At 47.0% G+C, this 22,582-nt stretch carries 18 protein-coding genes and 5 tRNA genes; 12 read left to right on the top strand and 11 right to left on the bottom strand.

Features of this window, described 5'->3' with window-relative positions; genetic code table 11:
• Positions 1 to 138: 138 nt before the first annotated feature.
• Complete coding sequence (locus F0P94_RS12255) at positions 139 to 567, top strand: hypothetical protein (RefSeq protein WP_150904178.1); 429 nt, start codon at positions 139 to 141, stop codon at positions 565 to 567.
• Positions 568 to 973: 406 nt separating this feature from the next.
• Here F0P94_RS12255 and gyrB read toward each other — a convergent pair whose 3' ends face one another.
• Entirely contained in the window at positions 974 to 2,932 is a 1,959-nt protein-coding gene (gene gyrB / locus F0P94_RS12250) for a DNA topoisomerase (ATP-hydrolyzing) subunit B (protein ID WP_150904177.1), read from the bottom strand.
• A gap of 292 nt (positions 2,933 to 3,224) precedes the next feature.
• On the opposite strand from gyrB, the gene F0P94_RS12245 reads away from it, so the two are divergent.
• Entirely contained in the window at positions 3,225 to 3,728 is a 504-nt protein-coding gene (locus F0P94_RS12245) for a YciE/YciF ferroxidase family protein (RefSeq protein ID WP_225307199.1), read from the top strand.
• A gap of 246 nt (positions 3,729 to 3,974) precedes the next feature.
• The gene (locus F0P94_RS12240) at positions 3,975 to 4,304 is read left to right on the top strand and encodes a hypothetical protein (protein ID WP_150904176.1); all 330 of its coding nucleotides are present in this window, start codon (positions 3,975 to 3,977) and stop codon (positions 4,302 to 4,304) included.
• 14 nt (positions 4,305 to 4,318) lie between these two features.
• Here the strand turns inward: F0P94_RS12240 and F0P94_RS12235 are convergent, their stop codons facing one another.
• The 6 genes from F0P94_RS12235 to F0P94_RS12210 form a co-directional block, all read right to left on the bottom strand.
• Complete coding sequence (locus F0P94_RS12235; protein ID WP_150904175.1) at positions 4,319 to 4,501, bottom strand: hypothetical protein; 183 nt, start codon at positions 4,499 to 4,501, stop codon at positions 4,319 to 4,321.
• Positions 4,502 to 4,577: 76 nt separating this feature from the next.
• Positions 4,578 to 5,075: a helix-turn-helix domain-containing protein gene (locus F0P94_RS12230; RefSeq protein ID WP_150904174.1), complete on the bottom strand. Its 498-nt coding sequence runs from the start codon at positions 5,073 to 5,075 to the stop codon at positions 4,578 to 4,580.
• Between the two features lie 411 nt (positions 5,076 to 5,486).
• Positions 5,487 to 5,693, bottom strand: a complete 207-nt coding sequence (locus F0P94_RS12225) for a hypothetical protein (protein WP_150904173.1) — start codon at positions 5,691 to 5,693, stop codon at positions 5,487 to 5,489.
• Positions 5,694 to 6,068: 375 nt separating this feature from the next.
• A complete protein-coding gene (locus tag F0P94_RS12220) occupies positions 6,069 to 6,440 on the bottom strand; it encodes a hypothetical protein (protein ID WP_150904172.1) in 372 nt (123 codons plus the stop codon).
• A gap of 400 nt (positions 6,441 to 6,840) precedes the next feature.
• Positions 6,841 to 6,914 (bottom strand) — tRNA-Arg (locus F0P94_RS12215).
• Positions 6,915 to 7,006: 92 nt separating this feature from the next.
• Positions 7,007 to 7,080 (bottom strand) — tRNA-Pro (locus tag F0P94_RS12210).
• Between the two features lie 375 nt (positions 7,081 to 7,455).
• On the opposite strand from F0P94_RS12210, the gene F0P94_RS12205 reads away from it, so the two are divergent.
• Both F0P94_RS12205 and F0P94_RS12200 read left to right on the top strand, forming a co-directional pair.
• A complete protein-coding gene (locus tag F0P94_RS12205; protein WP_150904171.1) occupies positions 7,456 to 8,166 on the top strand; it encodes a DUF1003 domain-containing protein in 711 nt (236 codons plus the stop codon).
• A gap of 169 nt (positions 8,167 to 8,335) precedes the next feature.
• A complete protein-coding gene (locus F0P94_RS12200; protein ID WP_150904170.1) occupies positions 8,336 to 10,828 on the top strand; it encodes a cation-translocating P-type ATPase in 2,493 nt (830 codons plus the stop codon).
• An 83-nt stretch (positions 10,829 to 10,911) separates the two neighbouring features.
• Here the strand turns inward: F0P94_RS12200 and F0P94_RS12195 are convergent.
• The 4 genes from F0P94_RS12195 to F0P94_RS12180 all read right to left on the bottom strand — a co-directional run bounded on the left by F0P94_RS12195 (position 10,912) and on the right by F0P94_RS12180 (position 13,237).
• Positions 10,912 to 10,985, bottom strand: a tRNA-Arg gene (locus F0P94_RS12195).
• Between the two features lie 92 nt (positions 10,986 to 11,077).
• Positions 11,078 to 11,151: transfer RNA gene (locus tag F0P94_RS12190), tRNA-Pro, on the bottom strand.
• Between the two features lie 103 nt (positions 11,152 to 11,254).
• Positions 11,255 to 11,343 (bottom strand) — tRNA-Ser (locus F0P94_RS12185).
• A 619-nt stretch (positions 11,344 to 11,962) separates the two neighbouring features.
• Positions 11,963 to 13,237 (bottom strand): T9SS type A sorting domain-containing protein, encoded by a 1,275-nt coding sequence (locus tag F0P94_RS12180; RefSeq protein WP_150904169.1) that lies wholly within the window; start codon positions 13,235 to 13,237, stop codon positions 11,963 to 11,965.
• Between the two features lie 352 nt (positions 13,238 to 13,589).
• Here F0P94_RS12180 and F0P94_RS12175 point away from each other — a divergent pair, with 352 nt between their 5' ends.
• From F0P94_RS12175 to lysA, 7 genes are all read left to right on the top strand, one after another.
• Complete coding sequence (locus tag F0P94_RS12175; RefSeq protein WP_150904168.1) at positions 13,590 to 14,558, top strand: VWA domain-containing protein; 969 nt, start codon at positions 13,590 to 13,592, stop codon at positions 14,556 to 14,558.
• Positions 14,555 to 15,526, top strand: coding sequence for a tetratricopeptide repeat protein (locus tag F0P94_RS12170; protein WP_150904167.1), 972 nt, complete (start codon positions 14,555 to 14,557; stop codon positions 15,524 to 15,526). The genes F0P94_RS12175 and F0P94_RS12170 overlap by 4 nt, the downstream gene beginning before the upstream one ends.
• A 266-nt stretch (positions 15,527 to 15,792) precedes the next feature.
• On the top strand, positions 15,793 to 16,977 hold the full coding sequence (locus F0P94_RS12165) for an acetyl-CoA C-acyltransferase (RefSeq protein ID WP_150904166.1): 1,185 nt from the start codon (positions 15,793 to 15,795) through the stop codon (positions 16,975 to 16,977).
• A 436-nt stretch (positions 16,978 to 17,413) separates the two neighbouring features.
• Positions 17,414 to 18,853, top strand: coding sequence for a toxin-antitoxin system YwqK family antitoxin (locus F0P94_RS12155; RefSeq protein WP_150904165.1), 1,440 nt, complete (start codon positions 17,414 to 17,416; stop codon positions 18,851 to 18,853).
• 178 nt (positions 18,854 to 19,031) lie between these two features.
• Positions 19,032 to 19,643, top strand: coding sequence for a hypothetical protein (locus F0P94_RS12150; RefSeq protein WP_150904164.1), 612 nt, complete (start codon positions 19,032 to 19,034; stop codon positions 19,641 to 19,643).
• A 203-nt stretch (positions 19,644 to 19,846) separates the two neighbouring features.
• Entirely contained in the window at positions 19,847 to 21,175 is a 1,329-nt protein-coding gene (locus tag F0P94_RS12145) for an aspartate kinase (RefSeq protein ID WP_150904163.1), read from the top strand.
• Complete coding sequence (gene lysA / locus F0P94_RS12140; protein WP_150904162.1) at positions 21,176 to 22,324, top strand: diaminopimelate decarboxylase; 1,149 nt, start codon at positions 21,176 to 21,178, stop codon at positions 22,322 to 22,324.
• The last annotated feature ends 258 nt before the right edge of the window (positions 22,325 to 22,582 follow it).

The following is a 22,582-nucleotide window of genomic DNA, read 5'->3' as shown; positions in this document are numbered from 1 at the left end:
GCTTATTTTTGAAGGAAAGTGAATAAGAAACCTGCCGGGCAGCTCCGGGAAACTCCGCTGCCCGCAACTGCTTCTGCTTTCAGAAAATTGCTATACTTTTACCCCGAAAACAAACAACCTCTATAAACCCTTTCAACTATGTACACCGGATTTAAACACCTGCATTCCACCCTGGCCTATATTTTATTGGCCGCGCTGGTATTTTCCATTCTTTACACCCTGTTCTCGTATTTAAACAAAAAACCTTTTACCGAAGGTAACCGGAAAGTGGCTCTGATTGGTCTGATCTCGGCTCACCTGCAGCTGGTAGTTGGTCTGGTGCTTTATTTTATTTCCCCGCTGGGTTTATCTAATGCTTCCGGTGCGGCCATGAAAGATTCCGCTTCCCGGCTTTATTTTCTGGAGCATCCACTCATGATGATCATCGGTATTGCTTTGATCACGGTTGGTTACTCCCGGGCTAAACGCCTGAAAGAAGACAAAAAACGCTACATGTCGATCCTTATTTTCTACACACTCGGCCTTGTTTTAATTCTTTCCCGTATTCCGTGGCAGGTTTGGCCTTAATTTAGGGCTCAATCGTATCAATTATCCTCCAAGTCAACTATCTTCCAAGGCCTGTCCCCCGACAGGCCTTTTTCTTTTGCCTAAAATTGAAAAAGTTGAGTGCGGTCGGGGGACAGCACGTGAAATAAGAAAGATTAACAGCTGCTTTTGACCTGAAAATGCTAGCGATTTCAGTATAAAAAGTATAGATCGTCCAGCTCGCTGAAAGCCAAAAGCTATCTTGTAAATCCCTAAACCGGCTTTAGAAATTATTCCTTGCCAATAAAATCTCCCGGTAGCTTAAGTAGCGTAGGGTTTAAACCCTACGCTACTTAAGCTACCATCACACAAAAAAAGCCCCGTATTGCTACAGGGCTTTTTTTTATATAAAACCTCACAGCCGGAAACCGGCCGGAGTCTTCAGAAATCAAACGTCAACTTTGGCGTACTTCGCATTTTTCTCGATGAAATCGCGGCGCGGCGCTACTTCGTCGCCCATCAGCATCGAGAACAGGTGGTCGGCCTGGGCCGCCGATTCTATAGTAACCTGCTTCAGGCTTCGGGTAGTTGGATCCATGGTAGTGGTCCAGAGCTGTTCCGGGTTCATCTCTCCCAGACCTTTATAGCGCTGAATGCCTACCGATTCTTCGCGTCCGCCTTTGGCCAGTTCTTTCACGGCTTCTTCGCGTTCGGCCTCGGTCCAACAATAACGTTCTTCCTTGCCTTTTTTCACCAGGTAAAGTGGCGGCAATGCAATGTAAATGTACCCGTTATCGATCAGCTCGCGCATGTAGCGGAAGAAGAACGTCAGGATCAGCGTACGAATGTGGCTGCCGTCGATGTCCGCATCCGTCATGATAATTACGCGGTGGTAACGAAGTTTTTCCATGTTCAGGGCTTTGTGGTCGTCCGGCGTACCGAAACTCACGCCCAAAGCCGTGATCATGTTCTTGATCTCGTCGTTTTCGTAAATGCGGTGCTCCTGGGCTTTTTCTACGTTCAGAATTTTACCTCTTAACGGCAGAATTGCCTGGAATTTCCGGTCGCGGCCCTGCTTGGCGGAACCGCCCGCGGAGTCACCCTCTACCAGGTATATTTCGCAATTGGCAGGTTCGTTGTCGGAGCAGTCGGCCAGTTTGCCCGGTAAACCGGAACCGGTGAGTACGCTCTTGCGCTGCACCATTTCGCGGGCCTTACGGGCCGCATAACGGGCCTGGGCGGCTAGCACTACTTTCTGAATGATAATGCGGGCTTCGCGCGGGTTTTCTTCCAGAAACTGGTTCAGCATTTCGCCTACGGCAATATCCACGGCGCCCATAACCTCGGAGTTACCCAGTTTGGTTTTGGTCTGGCCTTCGAATTGCGGCTCCTGCACTTTAACCGAAATTACGGCCGTTAAACCTTCCCGGAAGTCATCGCCGGTAATTTCTACTTTAGCCTTTTCCAGCATGCCTGATTTTTCGGCGTATGCTTTCAACGTTCGGGTTAAAGCTCTCCGGAAACCGGCCACGTGCGTACCGCCTTCGTGGGTGTTGATGTTGTTTACGTAGGAGAAAATGTTCTCGGTATAGGAGTTATTGTATTGCAGAGCAATTTCCACCGGCATGCCGTTCTTCTCGCTTTCGATGTAGATCGGTTCCGGGATCAGGCTTTCGCGGGTTTCTTCCAGGTAAGCTACAAACTCGCGTAAGCCGCCTTCGGAATAAAAGGAATCGCTCAGGTAATTGCCTTCGGAATCTTTCTCGCGCAGGTCGGTTAAGGAGATCCGGATGCCTTTGTTCAGGAACGAAAGCTCCCGCATGCGGTTGGCAATGGTTTCGAACTTATATTCGGTGGTCGTAAAAATGGAATCGTCCGGCTTAAAGCGCACCGTGGTTCCGTGAATTTCAGTTTCCCCGATCTCGCGTACCGGGTATTGCGGCACGCCGATCTTGTATTCCTGCTCAAACACTTTCCCTTTCCGGAAAACCGTTACTTTCATATCGGTAGAAAGCGCGTTAACGCAGGATACCCCTACGCCGTGCAGACCGCCGGAAACTTTATAGGAATCTTTATCGAATTTACCGCCCGCGTGCAGCACGGTCATTACTACTTCCAGGGCCGAGCGGCCTTCTTTCTGGTGAAAATCGGTAGGAATGCCGCGGCCGTTATCGGTTACGGAAATGGAGTTATCTTCGTGAATGGTTACTTCAATGTTGTCGCAGTGGCCGGCAAGGGCTTCGTCAATGGAGTTGTCCACTACTTCCCAAACCAGGTGGTGAAGGCCTTTGATGCCGATATCGCCGATGTACATGGCCGGACGCTTCCGAACGGCCTCAAGTCCTTCAAGAACCTGGATACTATCTGCCGAATAATCGGAGGGGTGTGTTTCTTCTATTTCACTCATTTGTTTCAGGTGTAATTATCAAGGTAAAATTACCAATTTTTTTCCGCTTTTGCCAGTTAAAACCGCGTTATTTTAGGGCTAAAGTATGGCTGGGCGGGTTGGTTTCCGGGTGTTGGATTTACAGAAATTCCGCTGCCAGAAACCGTTATATTCAGAACAAAAAACAACCCGGTAAAGTGCGTTTAAGCAAGCTGTTAAGCAAGCAGAAACGCAAACGCTGAAAAGGGAAAACTGCCGGGGTACATGCCCCGTTAAAAGCCTGAATTATGTTCCACCTTCTAGCCCCATAAAAATGGCCGAACTGAAAGATCTAACCGATTTACTTTACCACGAAATACAGGTTTTGTACGATGCCGAAAAATTACTGCTTGCCGCTATCCCGCGCATGGCCGAAAAAGCCAAAGACCCGGACCTGAAAGCCGCTTTGCTCGTGCACCTGGAAGAAACCAAAGTACACAAAGACCGCCTGGAGCAGGTTGCGGATTTGCTCGACATTAATCCGGACGGCGATAAGAGCCCCTCGATGAAAGGCCTGATTGCGGAAAGCGAAAAGGTAATGCACAAAGATGCTACGCCGGAAGCCCTGGATGCGGCCCTGATCTGTGGCGCCCAGAAAGTAGAACATTATGAAATAGCCGGCTACGGCACCGCCGCCCATATTGCCCTGGGCTTAGGTTACGACGAGGTGCACCGGATCTTATACAAAACCTTACAGGAAGAACAAGCCACCGACACGAAACTGAACAACCTGGCCAAAGGCGCTATAAACCGCAAGGCTGCCCAGGCCGAAGCGTAACCGAACCCATATTTAGATTTAAAAAAAGCTCCGGAAAACAATCTTCCGGAGCTTTTTTTTGCACTTTTTTACCCGAAAAACCTTACCGTTCGTTTCATTAGCAAAGCCAAACCGATACTAAAAAGCAACTAAGTTTTGGGGTTCAATCCAGGAAGGAAATTAAATAGATCCATTTACCAGGAAGAAGAAACGGCGGAAACATAATTCCGTAAGACAGCAGGAATTTACTTGTTTTCCACCCAGTATATGAAGATAGAAAAGAATCAATATTTCAACATCGGGGAATTCAGCCGCCGGATAGAAGAGAAGGTTTTAACGGCTCCCGAATTATTGGAAATGATCAGTCAGGAAATTTACCGGGTAGAACAACTGAAGATCGCTTTGGTAGACGACCAGATAAAGGATAACCCCGACGCGGTAGTGCAGCTCACCAACGAAATTGACACGTACGTAATGAGCCTGCAGGAAATTTTAACGCAGCTTCCGGCCGACTCCCAGGAAAAGCGGGTATTGAGCTCAGACGAGATCCGGGTAATTCGGGATAAGATCGGCGATATTTTGAAAAGGTATAATTAAAGGGGGCAACCCGCTCAGCGCTTATTTTCCGGCACTGCTGCAAGGAATAAATTACTTAATTTAAACTGCATAACGCAAACCCGGCCTACCACTTCCCACTCGCAGGTAGCCATTTCACCGCTAACTGCTTTCACCACCATTACCGGGCCACCGGTTTTTAACCTTACTTCTACCCCAACCTTAATATCTTCTTTCATAGCTCCGTTTCAGGTTTTCCTATTTTGAACAGAAGGGCTTTCCTTCCTCATTCTAACCGGCAACAACCCGGTTAGTTTATTTCTGTTGTTTTAAAACCCCGATCAGTTCATCTTTCAGGGTAAGGATCTTTTCAAGGTTTTCCTTCTCCAGCTGGCATACCTTCAGCATCGATTTCAGTTCGTTAACAGCTGGTTCCAGCTCAGCCGTTACGGCTTCTGTTGTCGCTGCAGTTAAGTCTTTCAGGTTTTCACCGGGAAAAGACCCGAGATTTGCGCCGTCTACCGTTCCTGCAGGATATACAGCACTAAAAGGCCGCAAGGGCTCGCCCTTACCGGTTACCAGCCAGTCTATGTTTACCCGCGGGTAGCGGGCCGCAATTTTCTGCAGGGTATCGAAGCTCGGCTTCCCCTTGCGGCCGTACGGGCTCATAATGTTGTTCAGTACGCTGGTATCCACCCCTATCTCGTTGGCAAAAGCTGCAACCGATCTGATCTTTAGTTTTTCCTGTATTACCTTTAACCGGTAAGAAACAGAACACTCCGTAAATTTTTCGAGGTCACTTGTATTCTTCATGCTTCAAATTCTGGGTAGCATCAGGGCATCTGACACAATAAGCCACTTAATATATAGAAACCGCCCCATGTCACGCAAGGCTACCTTCTGACAATAACTACTTATAAAAAGTTCTTCTATATAGCTTTTCGTTATATATTCTTCGATTGATATAATTTATCAGCAAAAAACCGGCTCCCTTTGCTAATAGCTAACAGGAAAAATTACATTTCCTTAATATTCAATAGAAATTAGCATCCGGTATGGCTCTGAAACATGCAAAATTACACGCGCTGCAAAAGGCCTGAAATACTTTGAGAAATTACTTCATTAAAAGCCGGAGCAAGATTCTGAAAGCAATAAAAAAAGCCTTTCAGTTTCCCTGAAAGGCTTTCAATTAATAAAATGGTATCTTTTATGGAAAAAAAACAGTCACACTTCCTCTTTAGAGGCAGCTCTTTTTAGCTCGGCCAAGCGGTTGTCTAATTGGTAAAGGTAAGCTTCCAGTTGGCGGCTTTCAATAGGATTAAAGCAACGGCTCAACAGATAACGCAAAATTAACGAAGCTTCTTCACATTGGCTGCTGCTCATCGAATCAATGGTTTCCAGCTTATACTTTTTTAAAATACTTTTATTCATTTTTAATACTCTACCCTTCCTTACTCATTCTTCCGAATAAATTTTTTCTTTTACGAAGGTGACTCATAAAGGTTTAAGTATTTATACAAAATTTTAGTAGAAGTACCTAGGCTGTATGCTGCAGCCTTTCTAAAGGCTAAAAACCCGGATTTATTTTAGGCTGTTCAGGCTTGCCGCACGGTTTTCGAAAGCAAAATCCCGGATGTAGCTGCCCCCCCTACCTGACGGACAGGTTCCTGCTATCGCGCTGAACAAACAGGAAATAAAAAAGACAGGTCCCCGGCTAAGAAAACGTTGCTGCTACTCAGGGTTTAAAGATCAAGAGAGAATTTCCCGGTACAAATGCCCGTAATCTTTACAGGCAGGCTTCAGTTCTCAAGGTTGCGGGTGGAACGAAATATGGCTTTTAAGAATATTATAAACTTTATCGCAGATCTCGAAAGCGTAGGTTTCCGGCACAAAATCGAGTAAATGGTAGAGGTCGTTGAAATTCCAGTAGCCTTTTACATTCTCGGAATACTGCTGGTAAATTTCTTTCAGTTCCGTTTCAATGGCTGCCGTATTTACTTCCATTTTCTCGCCCGGCAGGTTGGTAAGGTGAATGATGCTGGCCCCAATGCTGATCTTATCTCCGGCAATAAGAATAACTACATACGGAATTTTCTGCTCTTTACAAGTATTCCGCCACTCCCAGCTTTTCTCCCGGTCGCGGTCATTACCCTTAATAACTTTAATAAACTTGTCCATGTAGCACTAATCTTTTCTCAATTCACAAAGCAGCAACCCAATTCCGGCCTAAAACTAAACATATAGTTTTAAAATTACACACGAAATTGGTGAACAAAAGTAAATTCCGTTACCCCTAATCTTCCGTAGTATCAGCGGTTTCATCTGGCCTGAATTTTTAAGACTTTGGTGACTACCGGCTATCTCAGAAAACTCATCCGGCCTCAGGATAAGGCTCTAACTATTAAAAATAAACCAGAAAACGCCACCCGATCTTTACCAGCTATTTGCAAAAAAAAGCTTGCGCCGGCAGGAAGTATTTAATAATTCAAATTTAACTATTTTTCAGACGGCAACAGTCAGTATTACCCGCATCATCAAAAAAAGCTTCTCTACATACGTAAAGAAGCTTTTCAGAAAGTGATCCCATTTGGATTCGAACCAAAGACCTACTGCTTAGAAGGCAGTTGCTCTATCCAGCTGAGCTATGGGACCGGGTAAAAAAAAATTACGAATTATAAATTAGGAATTAGGAATGTTCTTTCGGAACAAGTAATTCGCAATTCGTAATTCGTAATTTAAATAAGTCGGGGTGGCAGGATTCGAACCTACGACCTCCACATCCCAAATGTGGCGCGATACCGGGCTACGCTACACCCCGAACTTTGCTTCATTTCTTTCAGCGCACAAATGTAGTAATAAGTTCGAAATTCCACACTACCAGCTCCAATTAATTTTCTTTTTTTTTTCGATCTGCAGCCTAACCTACAGCAATTCAGGCTAATAATTTTCTTATAAAAATCGGATGTCAACCAAATTACTCCGCCGGTGTAGGAACGCATTCAGGGAAGACCAGATCCGAAACACTTTTGAAATTAAAAACAGTAGTATTTCTGGCAAAAAAACTCCCCGTGGCAATAGTAGGATTTACCAGAACGGCAGTTCACAATGCCGGCTTTAAACGCGCTTTAAGTCTTGGTGAATTTTAGAGACCGGAAAAATAAACAAATCTCATTTGTGGCGGTAAGCTATTAGTATGGAAGAAGTTATTTGCCAGATCAGCAGGGAACCGGTAGACCGGAGCCGGGCCTACAGGCTCGATTCACTGGCTGAGCCGCTTATCCAGTTCATTCAAAAGACCAACCCCGGCGTTAAGCCCAGCGATTATATTTCGCTGGATCAACTGAACATCTGCCGCCGCCTGTTTTTAACCAACCTGATCCTGCAGGAAAACGATGAAGTAAATGAACTCGAGCGCGAAGTATTGCAAAAGATCAGCGCCAACGAAATTCTCTCCGAAAACATAGAACCGGAAATTTCCGAAAAGCTCACTTTCGGCCAGAAAGCGGCCGACCAGATCGCCAAATTCGGCGGCAGCTGGACCTTTATCGGCATTTTTTTCGTGATCCTGGCCTTCTGGATGTTCCTGAACACCTGGCTTCTGACAAAAAAGGCCTTCGATCCGTTTCCGTTTATTTTGCTCAACCTGATCCTTTCCTGTCTGGCCGCCATTCAGGCCCCCATAATCATGATGAGCCAGAACCGACAGGAGCAAAAAGACCGCCAGCGAAGCGAGCACGACTATAAAATAAACCTGAAAGCCGAACTGGAAATAAAACTCCTGCACGAAAAGATCGACCACTTAATTGTGCACCAGAATAAACGCCTGCTCGAGATCCAGGAAATCCAGGCCGACTTCCTGAACGACATCCTGAACATAACCAGAGGAAATAAAGACGATAGTTAACGAACCGCATCTTCTGCCGGAAAAAAGCAATGGATTTCAGCAAAGAGCTCCCGATTGACCCGATCTGAAAGACACGTAAATAGACATCATTCAACTACCAGATAAAACGCTATATTTCAGAGACAAAAATCCGTATGGATTATTCAGCAACCTTCCATAAATATACGCCATGGAGCCCCTGCAATTAACCGGCCTTTCCGATAAAGAAGTGCTTGAAAACCGCCGGAAATTCGGTTCGAACCAAACGGATCACGAGCCCGACAACCATTTCTGGCAGGTGCTGAAAGAAGTGATTACCGAGCCTTTGTTCATCATCCTGATCCTGACGGCCTCACTTTATTTTCTTTTGGGAGAATACCAGGAAGGCTTCATTATGCTGTGCGCCCTGACATTTGTAGCCGGCATTTCTTTGTACCAGGAAAACCGGAGCCGGAACGCCATCAGCGCGCTGAAAAAACTTTCGGCCCCGCACGCAAAAGTAATCCGCAACAGCAATACCTTGGAAATCCCCACCGAAGAAGTGGTTATGCATGATCTGATCCTGGTAGAAGATGGCAACCTGGTTCCTGCCGACGCCCAGATCCTGAAAGCTAACGATTTCAGCGTAAACGAAAGCATCCTTACCGGGGAATCGTTGGCCGTAGTAAAAAGCCCGCAGGAACCCGATAATAAGATTCTGAAAGGTACGCTGGTGGTTTCCGGTTCCTGCACCGCACGGGTTTATGCCATTGGGAAAAATACTGAACTGGGTAAGATCAGCCAATCCCTAACCGAAATAAAAGCCGAAAAAACCCCGCTGCAGCTCCAGATAAGAAGTTTTGTAAGAAATATGGTGATCTTCGGAGTAATGGCTTTTCTTCTGGTCTGGGGAATTAATTTCTACGTTTCCAACGACCTGATCCAAAGCTTACTACGCGGCTTAACGCTGGCCATGTCGGTTTTACCGGAGGAGATCCCGGTGGCTTTCAGCACGTTTATGGCCCTGGGTGCCTACCGTTTGTACCGCGACAAAGTGATCACCAAAAGCCCGCAAACGGTAGAAAGCCTGGGCGCGGCTACGGTAATTTGCGTAGATAAAACCGGCACCCTCACGCGCAACGAAATGCAACTGGCCGCTATCTACGAGTTTTCAACCGACCGCCTTTCTGATTTTACCAACGCGCCATTTCAATTCAGCGAAGTGCTGGAATACGCCATGTGGGCTTCCGAAACCGAGCCTTTCGACGAGATGGAAAAATCGCTGCACCGGGTTTACGCCGAAACCTCGCCGGAAGACTTGCGGCCAGAATTCCGGCAATCCCACGAGTATCCGCTCGAAGGCCAACCACCTCGCATGACCCACGTTTTCAGCAACAATCAGGGCCAAAATATTATTGCCTGCAAAGGCGCCGTGGAAGGCGTGCTGCAGCAAAGCATTTTAACGCCGGAACAAAAAAATAAAATCCAACTGCTCACCGAACAACTTGCCGGCAAAGGCTACCGGGTTTTAGGCGTCGGGAAAGCCAATGTGCCGTTTTCCGAATTGCCGGCTACCCAATTTGAGCTGCAATTCGAATTTCTGGGTCTGGTGGCATTTTACGATCCGCCCAAAGACAATATCAAAGAAACGCTGCAGCAATTTTACCAGGCCGGAATCCAGATCAAAATGATCACCGGCGACTACGCTCCTACTGCGCTGGCCATTGCTTCGCAAATTAACATGCAGGGAATTGGTGAAACGTTAACCGGCGCGGAAGTACTGGAAATGCCTGAAAACGTATTACGGGAAAAAGTAAAAAGCATGGCGGTTTTTGCCCGCATGTTCCCGGAAGCCAAACTCAAAGTAATTCAGGCCCTGAAAGCGAATAACGAAGTGGTAGGCATGACCGGCGACGGCGTAAACGACGGACCGGCCTTAAAGGCGGCAACCATTGGCATTGCCATGGGCAAACGGGGCAGCGAAGTAGCCAAAAGCGCTGCCTCGCTCATCCTCGCCGACGACGATCTTTCGCATATGACCGAGGCCATTGCTATCGGCCGCCGCATCTACGAAAACCTCAAAAAAGCGATTCAGTACATCATTTCCATTCACATCCCAATTATCCTGATCGTAACCATGCCCCTGGTTTTGCTCTGGCCGTTTACCGGCATTTTTTCGCCGGTGCACGTTATTTTCCTGGAACTGATCATGGGCCCGACCTGCTCCATTGTGTACGAGAACGAACCCATCGAAGCGAACTCCATGCAGAAACCACCCCGCAAACTCACGCACTCGTTCCTCACGTTTAAAGAACTGGGCTTAAGCATGGTACAAGGTCTGGTAATTGCTGCTGCCTGTCTGGGAATTGGCTATTACTTTATGCAAAGCGGCGCGCTGAATACCACTACCCGCACCGTTATTTTTGCCACGCTTATTTTCTGCAACCTGTTTCTTACCCTGGTCAACCGGTCTTTTCATTACTCGGTTTTCACCACCATCCGTTATAAGAATTACCTGATCCCGCTAGTTTTATCAATTTCCCTGGGCATCCTTTTCCTGACGATTTACCTACCGTTTTTGAGAACGCTTTTCGGCTTTGAACCGCTTTCGGTTAAGCAGCTTTTGCTTTGTCTGGCCGTTGCGTTACCGGCAACTTTCTGGGTGGAAATCTGGAAATTTTACCGGAGAAAGCAGGGGTTATAAAAATTAAAAAACCGTAGGTAAAACAGTCGAAAACCAGGTAACAAAAAAGCCTCTCTACAGGCGTAAAGAGGCTTTTCAGAAAGTGATCCCATTTGGATTCGAACCAAAGACCTACTGCTTAGAAGGCAGTTGCTCTATCCAGCTGAGCTATGGGACCGGGTAAAAAAAAATTACGAATTATAAATTAGGAATTAGGAATGTTCTTTCGGAACAAGTAATTCGCAATTCGTAATTCGTAATTTAAATAAGTCGGGGTGGCAGGATTCGAACCTACGACCTCCACATCCCAAATGTGGCGCGATACCGGGCTACGCTACACCCCGAACTTTGCTTTTGAATTTCATCCCGAAGGCTTCTGTTCAATTGCGGTGCAAACTTAAACTATTTTTGAATGAAATGCATCAATTCAAAAAATAAATTTTTCTGCGGAGGGGGGGGGATTCGAACCCCCGGTACAGTTTGACCCGTACGACAGTTTAGCAAACTGCTGGTTTCAGCCACTCACCCACCTCTCCGTGACCCTTTCTGCTAAAGGATGTGCAAATATACAGAATCTTATTTCAGATTAGCAACTAGTGTAACTTATTTTTTAACAGAAAAATTCAAAGTATTTCCGCAAATCCGGCTAATATTCTGATTTTAAAACAAATAGTTTTTACTCCCGCCCCGATTATTTTTTCAATTTTTCTCCGGCTTAACTCTCTTCAACCAAAACAACAGGAAAATCTGCTAAAAACCGGCCTTATTCCAAAACCAGGATCGCTTCCGAAAGCCTTCCTTGCTACAAACGAATGCCCATGCTCCATAAAATTTAAATGGTCGGGTTCATCCGTTCGTCCTTGTTGCGTGTTTTCATCATGGCCAGGTCAAACTATTTTATTGGGTCATCCCGAACGAAGTTGAGGGAACTATCGCATATCGAACCCAAACGAAAGGCATTTATTGCAGCTACGCTGGGTCCTTTCGACTCCCGTTTCAGGAATGCTCAATTCCCATAGAAATAACCATTAGTTTCTTCGACAAGCTCAGAATGACCGGCTTTTTTCTTTAGCCTGACGGCTATGGTGTTTTCACCAACAACCATCTTTCAGCCACTAGCCTTTAATAATAGTGAATTCAAAACCAGCGTCTCCCCTACTCCAGGACCAGTTTCTGCGTTCTGATCTCCTTATCGGTTTCCAAAGTAAGTATATAAAGTCCTTTGGGCAAATGGCCTAATTGGTGCGGATTGGCAGAATTTAAACCAATCCCTTTGGTGGAGTAAACTTCCCGGCCGGTCATGTCTCGAACCGTTAATTTTTCGCCTGGCCTTGCATTCTGGATATATACAGCCCCGGTGCTTGGATTTGGATACACGTTCAAGGAAGCTTTACTGATCGCTTTCGTAATTCCCGCTAAGTTGCCGCCCCAACGGTAAGCCGTCCGGCTGTTAATGCCGGAAGTCCAGCCGGAATTTCCTGAGGCAAAGGCCACCGCCATGTGGGGAATGGTATCAATTACCTGCCAGTTCAAGCCATAATCCCGGGTATAAGACGATCCCGGCTGGCCGGTAGTATTAAAGCCGGTGGTAATGAAAGTGCCCGGCACGCCCGGAACAGCCGCCATATCATAATCGTAGATATCTCCCTGGTAGGTTATGGCCGACCAGGTTTGTCCCCCGTCTGCCGTCCGGGCCAGATCGCCGTTGCTACTGAAGGCCAGCCCATTTGTACTGTTCGAAAAGGCTATGGCCTGAATGTCTAAAAGTGGAGTATTGGCGGCGGTCCAGGTTTGCCCCTGATTAATGGAACGGATAACCCTTCCTTCCGAAGTACCCACCCAAATAGTGTCGCCGATGGTAGCCTCCGAAAACATGCCGAATTCATTTGGAAGTATATTCGGTACGCTGCCGGCAGGAAGACGGGTCCAGGTGGAGCCGCCATTGGTAGTACCGTAAATTTCCCAATACCCGCCAACCGGGTCGCCGAAAACCACCCCGTTATTGGCATCGAAAAAATGGATCACATTCGGGTAACTGGAGGGGTCGGTAAATATATTTACCCCCTGGTTATTCCAGGTCTGACCGCCGTTTATGGTCTTTTTTATGGCGCCGCCCCCGTTAATATCATCGATCATGGCAACCCAGGCGGTATTGGCGTCTATGGCCGAAAGGTTATTGATAATAAAATCCTGAGGATTGTTGATGGCACCCACCGTCCAGGTCATGCCGCCGTCGGTCGATTTCACAAAAGACTGCCCTGGATTGGCAATGGTATCGGCCCCGGCCGCCCAGATTACCTGTTGGTTCACGGCTTCCATTTCGTACACCAGAATAGGCGTTGAAAAACCCAAAGGCTGACTCACCCATTGGGCTTTGGCCATTACAGCAGCATGAAACAAAAGCAGGGAAAGAAGTAATATCTTACGCATATGCACCAGAAATTTAAATTTAAATGCTTAATAACTGAATTGTCTTTTAAACCCGCGTCCCGGCAGCCAACCTGAAACCGCTACCTAAAAGGCAAACGCTGATTTTCGGACACGATGCAGCAGCTTAATTACTGCTGTGTTAGCGAAACAAGCTTATCTGAAAAAAGTTATTGCAACCGGCTTCACCTCTGCGAATAATGCTGAAATGGTCTATTGCCGGCTGCAGTTTTGCGTTTACCTGAATTGGTTTGAAAAGAAAATTTTAGTTTCGCATCCTGAATACCGGCAAAGCCACGTTTTGTAGGCAGGCCAAGGCAAATTCGTATCTTTGGGGAGCAATTTTTAAACCGGCATGATCTGGAGCCAATCGTTTTCTTTACTGGAGCTTATTTTCGTAGCAGCATTCATCCTGCTTTACGGGGCCTACCTGTTCCGGATGAAAAAGCTGGCCAACGCCCTGCACCAGAAACCGCACCTGATCTGGCTGAAACTGCTTTTGCGCACAACCTATTTCGGTCTGCTCATCATAGCCTTACTGGGTCCCTCTTTCGGAGCGGCAAAAAAAGAAATTAAAACCACCGGAAAAGACATTCTGGTTGCCGTAGACCTTTCCCAGTCCATGAACGCCACCGACGTGCAGCCTTCGCGCCTGGAAAAGGTTAAATTCGAACTGCCGAAGCTACTGCAGAAATTCAATTCCGACCGCGTTGGCCTGCTCATTTTTTCCTCCGAGGCATTTGTGCAATGCCCCCTCACCTTCGACCAAAGCGCGCTGAACCTGTACACCCAAACCCTGAACACGAACCTGGTACCGCGGGCCGGAACCGATCTAGCTGCTCCACTCGAACTGGCTGCCGAAAAATTCAGGGAAGAAGAAACGGCGAACCGGCAGCAATCAGCCAAAGTACTGGTATTGATCTCCGACGGGGAAGATTTCGGGGAAAACCTTAGAAAACCGGTAAACGACCTGGTGAAAGCGGATGTGCGGGTATTTACGTTGGGCGTAGGCTCGGCCGCGGGAGGAAACATTCCGATAGGTAACGGCTTTAAACGCGACAACGAAGGCCAGAAAGTACTTACCAAACTGAACGCCGAAGCGTTGCAGGAAATCGCTTCCCGCACCGAAGGCCAATATTTTGAAATAAACGAACGGGCCAGCGAAGTAAGCAAACTGATCAGCGCCATTAATAACGTACAGGGCAACGTGCGGCAGAGCAAAACCATTGATGTAAAGGCAAACAAGTATTTCTACCCCCTACTGGCCGCCCTGCTGCTGATGCTGATCGATGCAACCGTTCGCTTTAATACCTTCCGGATATGAAAACACTCTGGCTCCTTTTATTCTTATTTCTGGGCATAGGCGGTTTCCAGAACATTGCCGAACGGAACGAGCACAGTAAGAAAGCGGCAGCCGCCTATCAGCAAGGCAATTATGCGGCAGCGGTTAAAAACTACGAATTCCTGGTGTATGAGATCGGCGATGCGGACCCTTACCTGCTGCTAAACCTGGCGCATGCCTACCGGAAAAATAACCAGCCGGAAAAAGCGCAGAAAGCGTATGAAAAATGCCTGAAAAACCCCGATGCTAAACTACGCTCCATCGCCTGGGAACAACTCGGCACGCTGCAGGCAAAAGTACCGGATTACAAAAAGGCGCTTACGTTTTACAAACGAGCACTTGTAGCCGATCCGCAAAACGAGCAGGCCCGCTACAACTACGAAATGCTGAAAAAATACCTCCGCGAAAATCCGGAAGAACAAAATAAAATTCCGCCGCCGGCACCGGAGAAAAAAGAAAAACAGGAGCAACCGAAGCAGGAAGAAAAGCAAAAACAGGAACAACAGCAAAGCGAAAGCCCGGACCAGAACGGTAACCAGGAAAAAGAGGATCCGAACCAACCCGAAAAAGGCGATCAGCAGCAAAAACCGGAAAAACAAACGAACCCGGAAAGCCAGCAACCGCCGAAGCAGGAAAAACCTTCCGGCGGAAACGGTACGGAAAAAGAGCAAAAACAAGGCGAAGAAAAAGGCAACGAAGAAGGTCAGCACTTAGCCGAAAACGACGACAAGGCGCAACCCGAAAAGCCCAATAAAAACGGCGGCAAAGAAGCAGCTTCCGGCCAGGAAAAGCGCCTGCAAACCCAGTACGACCGCCTCCGCAAAGCTAACATCAGCCCTGAACAGGCCGAAATGATGCTGAACGCCATGCGCGCCGCCGAACAGCAATACCTGCAGCAGCTACCGAAAGAAGGCACAAAGAAGAGGGATAAGTCGAAGCCGGACTGGTAGAATTGTTGATTGCTAATTGTTGATTGTTGATTGGAATTCCATTAATTGAACACCATTTTCAATTATCAAATGAGGCTGGTTTTTAGTACTAGTTAACTAAAACTAACTTCCTTACTTGTAGCCAGATGAGTCATATATGTAAAAACCTAATATCCATCTTTGAAATAATCAATTAACAATTAACAATTAACAATCAACAATTCACCCAATTTGCTTTTCCCGCATAGTTCTTCTAATTTCACGACCAAAATAGAAATCAACGCTTTATGCAAACGAAAGAAGTATATGTGATCTCGGCGGTTCGTACGCCAATCGGTTCCTTTGGCGGCGCTTTGGCCAGCGTATCTGCTACCCAGTTAGGTGCGGCTGCCATAAAAGGCGCTCTGGAAAAAGCCGGCGTAGATCCGAAAGAAGTACAGGAAGTAATTATGGGTAACGTGCTGAGCGCCAATGTTGGCCAGGCCCCTGCCCGTCAGGCGGCTATTTATGCCGGCCTGGGTTACGAAGTAGAATGCACTACCGTTAATAAAGTTTGTGCTTCCGGTTCCAAAGCCATTATGTTCGGCGCGCAAGCCATTATGTTGGGCCACAAAGATGTAGTGGTTGCCGGCGGTATGGAAAGCATGAGCAACGTGCCTTATTATTTAGATAAAGCCCGTTTCGGCGCAAAATTAGGTCACCAGCAAATGATCGACGGTCTGGTAAAAGACGGTCTGTGGGATGTTTACAACGATTACCACATGGGTTCGGCGGCTGAAAACACGGCCCGCGAAATGAAGATCACCCGCGAAATGCAGGATGAATTCGCGATCCAGAGCTACAAGCGTTCTGCCGAAGCTGCCAAAGCCGGCATGATGAAGAACGAGATCGTTCCGGTTTCCATTCCGCAACGCGGTAAAGACCCGATCGTGGTTTCGGAAGACGAAGAATACGGCAAAGTGAATTTCGATAAAATTGCTGGTCTGAAACCTGTTTTCGATAAAGAAGGTACCGTAACGGCTGCCAACGCTTCTACCCTGAACGACGGCGCGGCTGCAGTTTTATTAATGAGCAAAGAGAAAGCCGAAGAGCTGGGCGTAAAACCAATCGCGAAGATCTTAGGTTTTGCCGATGCCGAGCAGGAGCCGAAATGGTTCACTACTACGCCTTCCCTTGCTATACCGAAAGCTTTGAAAAATGCCGGAGTTTCTGCCGACATGGTAGATTTCTACGAGATCAACGAAGCCTTCTCGGTAGTTTCCATTGCCAACAACCAGAAGTTAGGCTTAAGCGGCGACAACGTAAACGTTTACGGCGGTGCGGTTTCTTTGGGTCACCCGCTGGGAGCTTCCGGTGCCCGGATCGTTACCACGCTTATTAACGTGCTGAACACCAAAGGCGGAAAGATCGGCGTGACCGGTATCTGCAACGGCGGCGGCGGCGCTTCTGCTATTGTACTGGAGAAAATGTAATTTACCTTTTTAAGGTAACAGCATACTAATTTCAAAAAGCCTTACGTTCACAGATGTAAGGCTTTTTGCTTTTAGATCAGGATTTAGATCAGGATTTTCAGGATTCAGGGATTTTCAGGATTATTTGTCTGGATCAGAATTTTCAGAATTCCCGGAATTTTCAGAATTATGGTCTGAATCAGAATTTTCAGAATTGTGGTTTGAATCATGAATCCTGAAATGAGAAAATGGTAAACCGTCAGCATGAAAGGCTGTTTAGTTTCCGCAGAAACAGTCAAATAGTAGGACTAAAATAAACGCATAACCTGAAAGAAAATCCGACTATGTATTCTATTGGAAATAAAATCTTGCGAATTTTGATCCAGATACTAATATCCAGATACCAATATCTAAGCACATTAGCACATTAGCACATTAAAAAATTAGCACATTAAATATGCACCGCTTCACCCTTACCGGTACTTTTTTGCTCGCTTTTGCTACCATTTCCGTGGCACAACGGGAAGATTATAAGCGCTTTGAAAATACCGGCAAGCCGCAAATAAAAGTAACGACCTATTACGATGCGGACCGCAAGCATTTAAAAGAGCTTTACTACATCACTACCGATCCGGATACCCTGGTGCAGGGCAAATACCGGAAGTTCTATAAAAGCGGTAAACCGGAAGTGATCGCCAAATTCGTGAACGGCAAACCCGATAGCCTGTATACCGAACTGTACGAAATCGGTGCCGTGAAATTCCGGGTTCCTTACCAGAACGGGCAAAAGAACGGCATCTTTCAGGCCTTTCACCCCGACGGAAAAATTTTGCAGGAAGGTTCTTACAAAGACGACCAGCAGAGCAACGTGATAAAAACGTATTACGAAAACGGTAACCCGAAAATGGAAGCGGCTTTTGTAAATGGTTTTCCGGACGGCCTGGTGAAAGAATATTTCCTGAACGGCAAACTCAAATCTGAGATCACCTACAAAAACAACCAGCAGAACGGCCTGGCCAAGACCTACTACGAGAACGGTCAGCTCGAAAGCGAGGCCCGCTACCTGAACGGCAACCTCGACGGCTATTACAAAACTTATTACGATAACGGCCAGCTGAAATCGGAAGCCCAACAGGAAAAAAGCGGCAAGACCGGCTCTTATAAGAGCTATTACCGGAGCGGCGGCCTGGAAACTGAAGGCGCCTATAAAACGGTTAAAATAGAAAAAGAACCCGAAAATTTCTTCGATGGTAATAAAACCCGAGCCCGCGAAGTAGCGGATCTGACAGCTACCACCGGCAAGCGCGACGGCCTAGTAAAATCGTACTACGAAAACGGCAAACCCCTCAGCATCAGCACCTACAAGGAAGGCGTACTGGTAGGTACCGGCCAGAAGTTTTATGAAAGCGGCAAGCTGAAAGAAGAAACCAAATACAGCAACGAAGCCCGCGACCGCAAAGTGACCCTCTATTACGAAAGCGGCAACATCCAGGAACAGCAGGTTTACACAAACAAGCAAAAGAACGGGGAATGGCTCACGTATTACGATGCCCCCAAAAAGCTGAAAATAAAAGAAACGTACCTGAATAACCGCGTTTCCGGACCTCGCTTCACCTACCACGAAAACGGGCAGGTAGAAAGCAAAGCCGAATACATTAACGGAAAAATAACCGGACTCATGCAAACCTTCTACCCTTCCAGCAAGCTGAAAACCGAAACCGAGTACAAAAGCGGCTTACGTTCGGGCAAATTCCGGCAGTACTTCGAAAGCGGCAAAACCGAAATTACCGGCGCCTTCCGCAACAACAAAGAAACCGGCAACTGGAAATGGACCGATGAAAACGGGAAAACCGTACGTTCGGCAATTTTCCGGAATGGCGTGGAAGTACCGAAGTAAGTTTAGATTTAAAACTTCTTTTAAAACCAGTGAATCGCCTTAATTCAATCGTGTGAAGGCCTTTATCCCCTTTCTGTTTACGCTGCTGCTTGTCAGTTGCCAAACCGATCTAAGGCCTGTAGTTTTAAGCCACCGAGGCTTAACGATAATAGATTCTACGGAAACTTCGGGAGGCCCTATGGAATATGATCCTAATGACCGGATAGGATTTTATCCCATTTTTTATCTGGGGAAATTAACAGATACTATCACCCTCGGTAAAGAAGCGACCAGAAAGAATAGCAATACGCAAGACGACATTAAGTTTAGACATGCCAGAAATTTCACTTTTGCCGACAACAGCAAACTGAAGATTAAAGTCGATACGGCCTTTAAGTTAACTTATAATCTAAATTTTAAAAGCTTCAACGAACAATCGAAAAGGATCGAAATCGACTCTACCAGGAGTTACAGGTCTTTTATGGTGGTTGTTCAAAATTTAAGTGATTCGCTTATCTCAATCGGCACATTTAATAATCTCGAAGAAATTGTGCGTCAGGCAAAAGATAGATCCGGTAACTGGGTAGATATAGAAACGCCAATAGAATATTACTGTGCAACAGGTGCCAGAGATGTTGTTCTGGAACCTGGCGAAATTGCAATTGCCAAATTAATACGTTACAAAGGAAATTTTAAAACTGAATGCAGACTAAAGTATTCAAAATGGGGACGTACTCTTTACTCAAATTCATTCACCGATTATATAGATTCCAAACAATTTTCTGTTCCAATTAACAAGGATAATTATTGATTTATCTTTTTTAGAACCTTTTCCCTGCCGTTATTGGTGTTTTCACCAACAACTTAGAGCCATACCCACCAAAGCCCACTCTGGACCATATCGATTTTCCCGAAAAAGTAACACTCTATTTACAAAAGTTCAAACAATTCCCGACCTTTCTCCGTACTTTTGCACTCCTATTTTGTTGCGTTTTTACGCATAATCCTTTATAAATGAAAGTTTTAAAATTTGGCGGCACCTCCGTAGGGTCCGCTTCCCGTATAAAAAATGTTGCCCAGCTGGTGCAGCGCGAAAACCGTCCGGTTCTGGTGGTGCTTTCGGCCATGAGCGGTACCACCAACCGCCTGGTAGAAATTACAGAACTCCTCAAAAACCAACGCACCGAAGAAGCCAAAAAACAGATCCAAGAACTGCACCGTCAGTACCAGTTAGTGGTGGCAGAACTGTTCGAAACAGAAAATTATAAACAGCAGGCGCTGCAGCTTTTATCCGAACATTTTGCCTACCTGCAGGCCTTCACCTTAGACCTTTTTACCAGCAACGAAGAACGCGCCATTCTGGCTCAGGGAGAATTGCTTTCCACGGCTTTGTTTTATTTTCATCTGCAGGAAACCGGCGTACCATCGGCCCTGTTGCCGGCTCTGAACTTTATGCGCCTCGATCAGCACCAAGAACCGGATATGCCGTACATCCGCGAAAACCTGGAGCGGGAACTGGCACAGCACGACCAAAACCAGATCTTCATTACCCAGGGCTATATTTGCCGCAATGCCTTCGGGGAGATCGATAACCTGAAACGGGGCGGCTCCGATTACACGGCTTCCTTGCTGGGCGCCGCCATGAAAGCCGAAGAAGTCCAGATCTGGACCGACATCGACGGCATGCACAACAACGATCCGCGCATTGTAAAGAACACCTACCCAATCGCGGAATTGTCGTTCGACGAGGCGGCGGAGCTGGCTTATTTCGGGGCGAAAATTCTGCACCCGAGCAGCGTATGGCCGGCCAAGCAGGAAAACATTCCGGTGCGCCTGCTCAACACGATGCAACCCGAAGCCCGCGGCACCTTAATTTCCGGCGAAACCACCGGCCATAATATTAAAGCGGTGGCCGCCAAAGACGGCATCACGGCAATAAAGATCCAGTCGAGCCGCATGCTGCTGGCATATGGTTTTTTGAGAAGCGTATTCGAAGTGTTCGAGATTTACAAAACCCCGATCGACATGATCACCACTTCGGAAGTAGCTGTTTCCCTGACCATTGACGACACCAAACACCTTGGTGCGATTGTAGAAGACCTGAAAATTTTCGGCAACGTGGAAGTGGAACAGGACCTGACCATTATTTGCGTAGTCGGCGATTTTCTGGCCGAAAGCACCGGTTATGCGCTGAAGGTAATTACGGCCCTGCAGCACATTCCCTTGCGGATGATCTCCTACGGCGGCAGTAAAAACAATATCAGTTTCCTGATAAAAACCGAGCATAAAGTAGAAGCGCTTACGGCTCTGAACGATCACGTATTTGGCGAAGGAGGTAAATAAATGCTGCACATCAAGAAAGCCGAACTGCAAAATCACCCTACCCCCTTTTACGCCTACGACCTGAAGCTGCTTCGCGAAACCTTGCAGGCCGCGGCCCATGCAGCCGGAAAATACGGCTATCACATTCACTACGCCTTAAAAGCAAATTCCAACGAACCGATCCTGGCAGAAATGCAGCAGATCGGTTTCGGGGCAGATTGTGTGAGCGGCAACGAAGTAAAGAGAGCGCTTGAAACGGGTTTTGCCCCTGAAAAAGTAGTTTTTGCCGGCGTCGGAAAATCGGACCGGGAATTGCGTTTTGCGTTGGAAAACGACATTTTCTGCTTCAACGTGGAATCGCTGCACGAACTGGAGGTACTGAATGAACTGGCCGGAGAATCCGGAAAAACGGCGCGCATTGCCTTACGCATAAACCCGAACGTAAACGCCCAGACCCATCACTACATTACTACCGGCCTGGAGGAAAACAAATTCGGGATCAATTTCTGGGAACTGGAACAGGTATTGGAACTGCTGCCGCAATTTGCGCACCTTCAGCTGATCGGCCTGCACTTTCACATCGGTTCCCAGATCACGGAAATGAGTGTATTCCGGGCTTTGTGTTTGCGGGTAAACGAGATTCAGCAGTGGTTTCTAAACCGGAATATAAAAGTAGAACACCTGAACGTAGGCGGCGGCCTGGGCGTAGATTACCACGAACCGGAAACCAACGCCATCCCCGATTTTGAAACCTACTTCGGCATTTTCAACGAATTCCTACAACCAGAACCGGGCCAGCAGGTACACTTTGAACTGGGAAGAGCCTTGGTAGCACAAAGCGGCACCTTAATTTCGAAAGTGCTTTACATCAAAAAAGGTATCAAAACGAACTTCATAATTCTGGATGCCGGCATGACCGAACTGATCCGTCCGGCGCTTTACCAGAGCTACCACAAAATAGAAAACCAGACCAGCAAGGCCCCCGAAATGCGCTACGACGTAGTCGGCCCGATCTGTGAATCCTCCGACTGTTTCGGTAAAGCCGTAATGCTGCCCGAAACGAACCGCGGCGACCTGCTGGCGATCCGCACCGCCGGCGCCTACGGCGAAGTAATGTCTTCGGGCTACAACCTTCGCGACAAAGCCGAAGCCATTTATTTTGAAGGGTAGTTTTTGAAGGCAGAACGGTATCGTTTTATTCTAAAAAGCCCCCACCATTGCCTTTCGGTAATGAAATTTACAATTACCGGACCACCTGTAGAGACGTAATATATTACGTCTCCATTCAGGGCAGTACGTCACCAATCAGGGTAATTCGCCCAAAACAAATTTCCAGCGGCGATATGATAATTCGAATTAGGTTCGATATTGATAAAGCCAACAATGCCGAAAAAGACGCAATGCCGTGAGAGACGTAATATATTACGT

Source organism: Adhaeribacter soli (assembly GCF_008727925.1).
In the GTDB taxonomy this organism is placed as follows: domain Bacteria; phylum Bacteroidota; class Bacteroidia; order Cytophagales; family Hymenobacteraceae; genus Adhaeribacter_A; species Adhaeribacter_A soli.
This window is presented reverse-complemented; position numbering and strand designations above follow the sequence as displayed.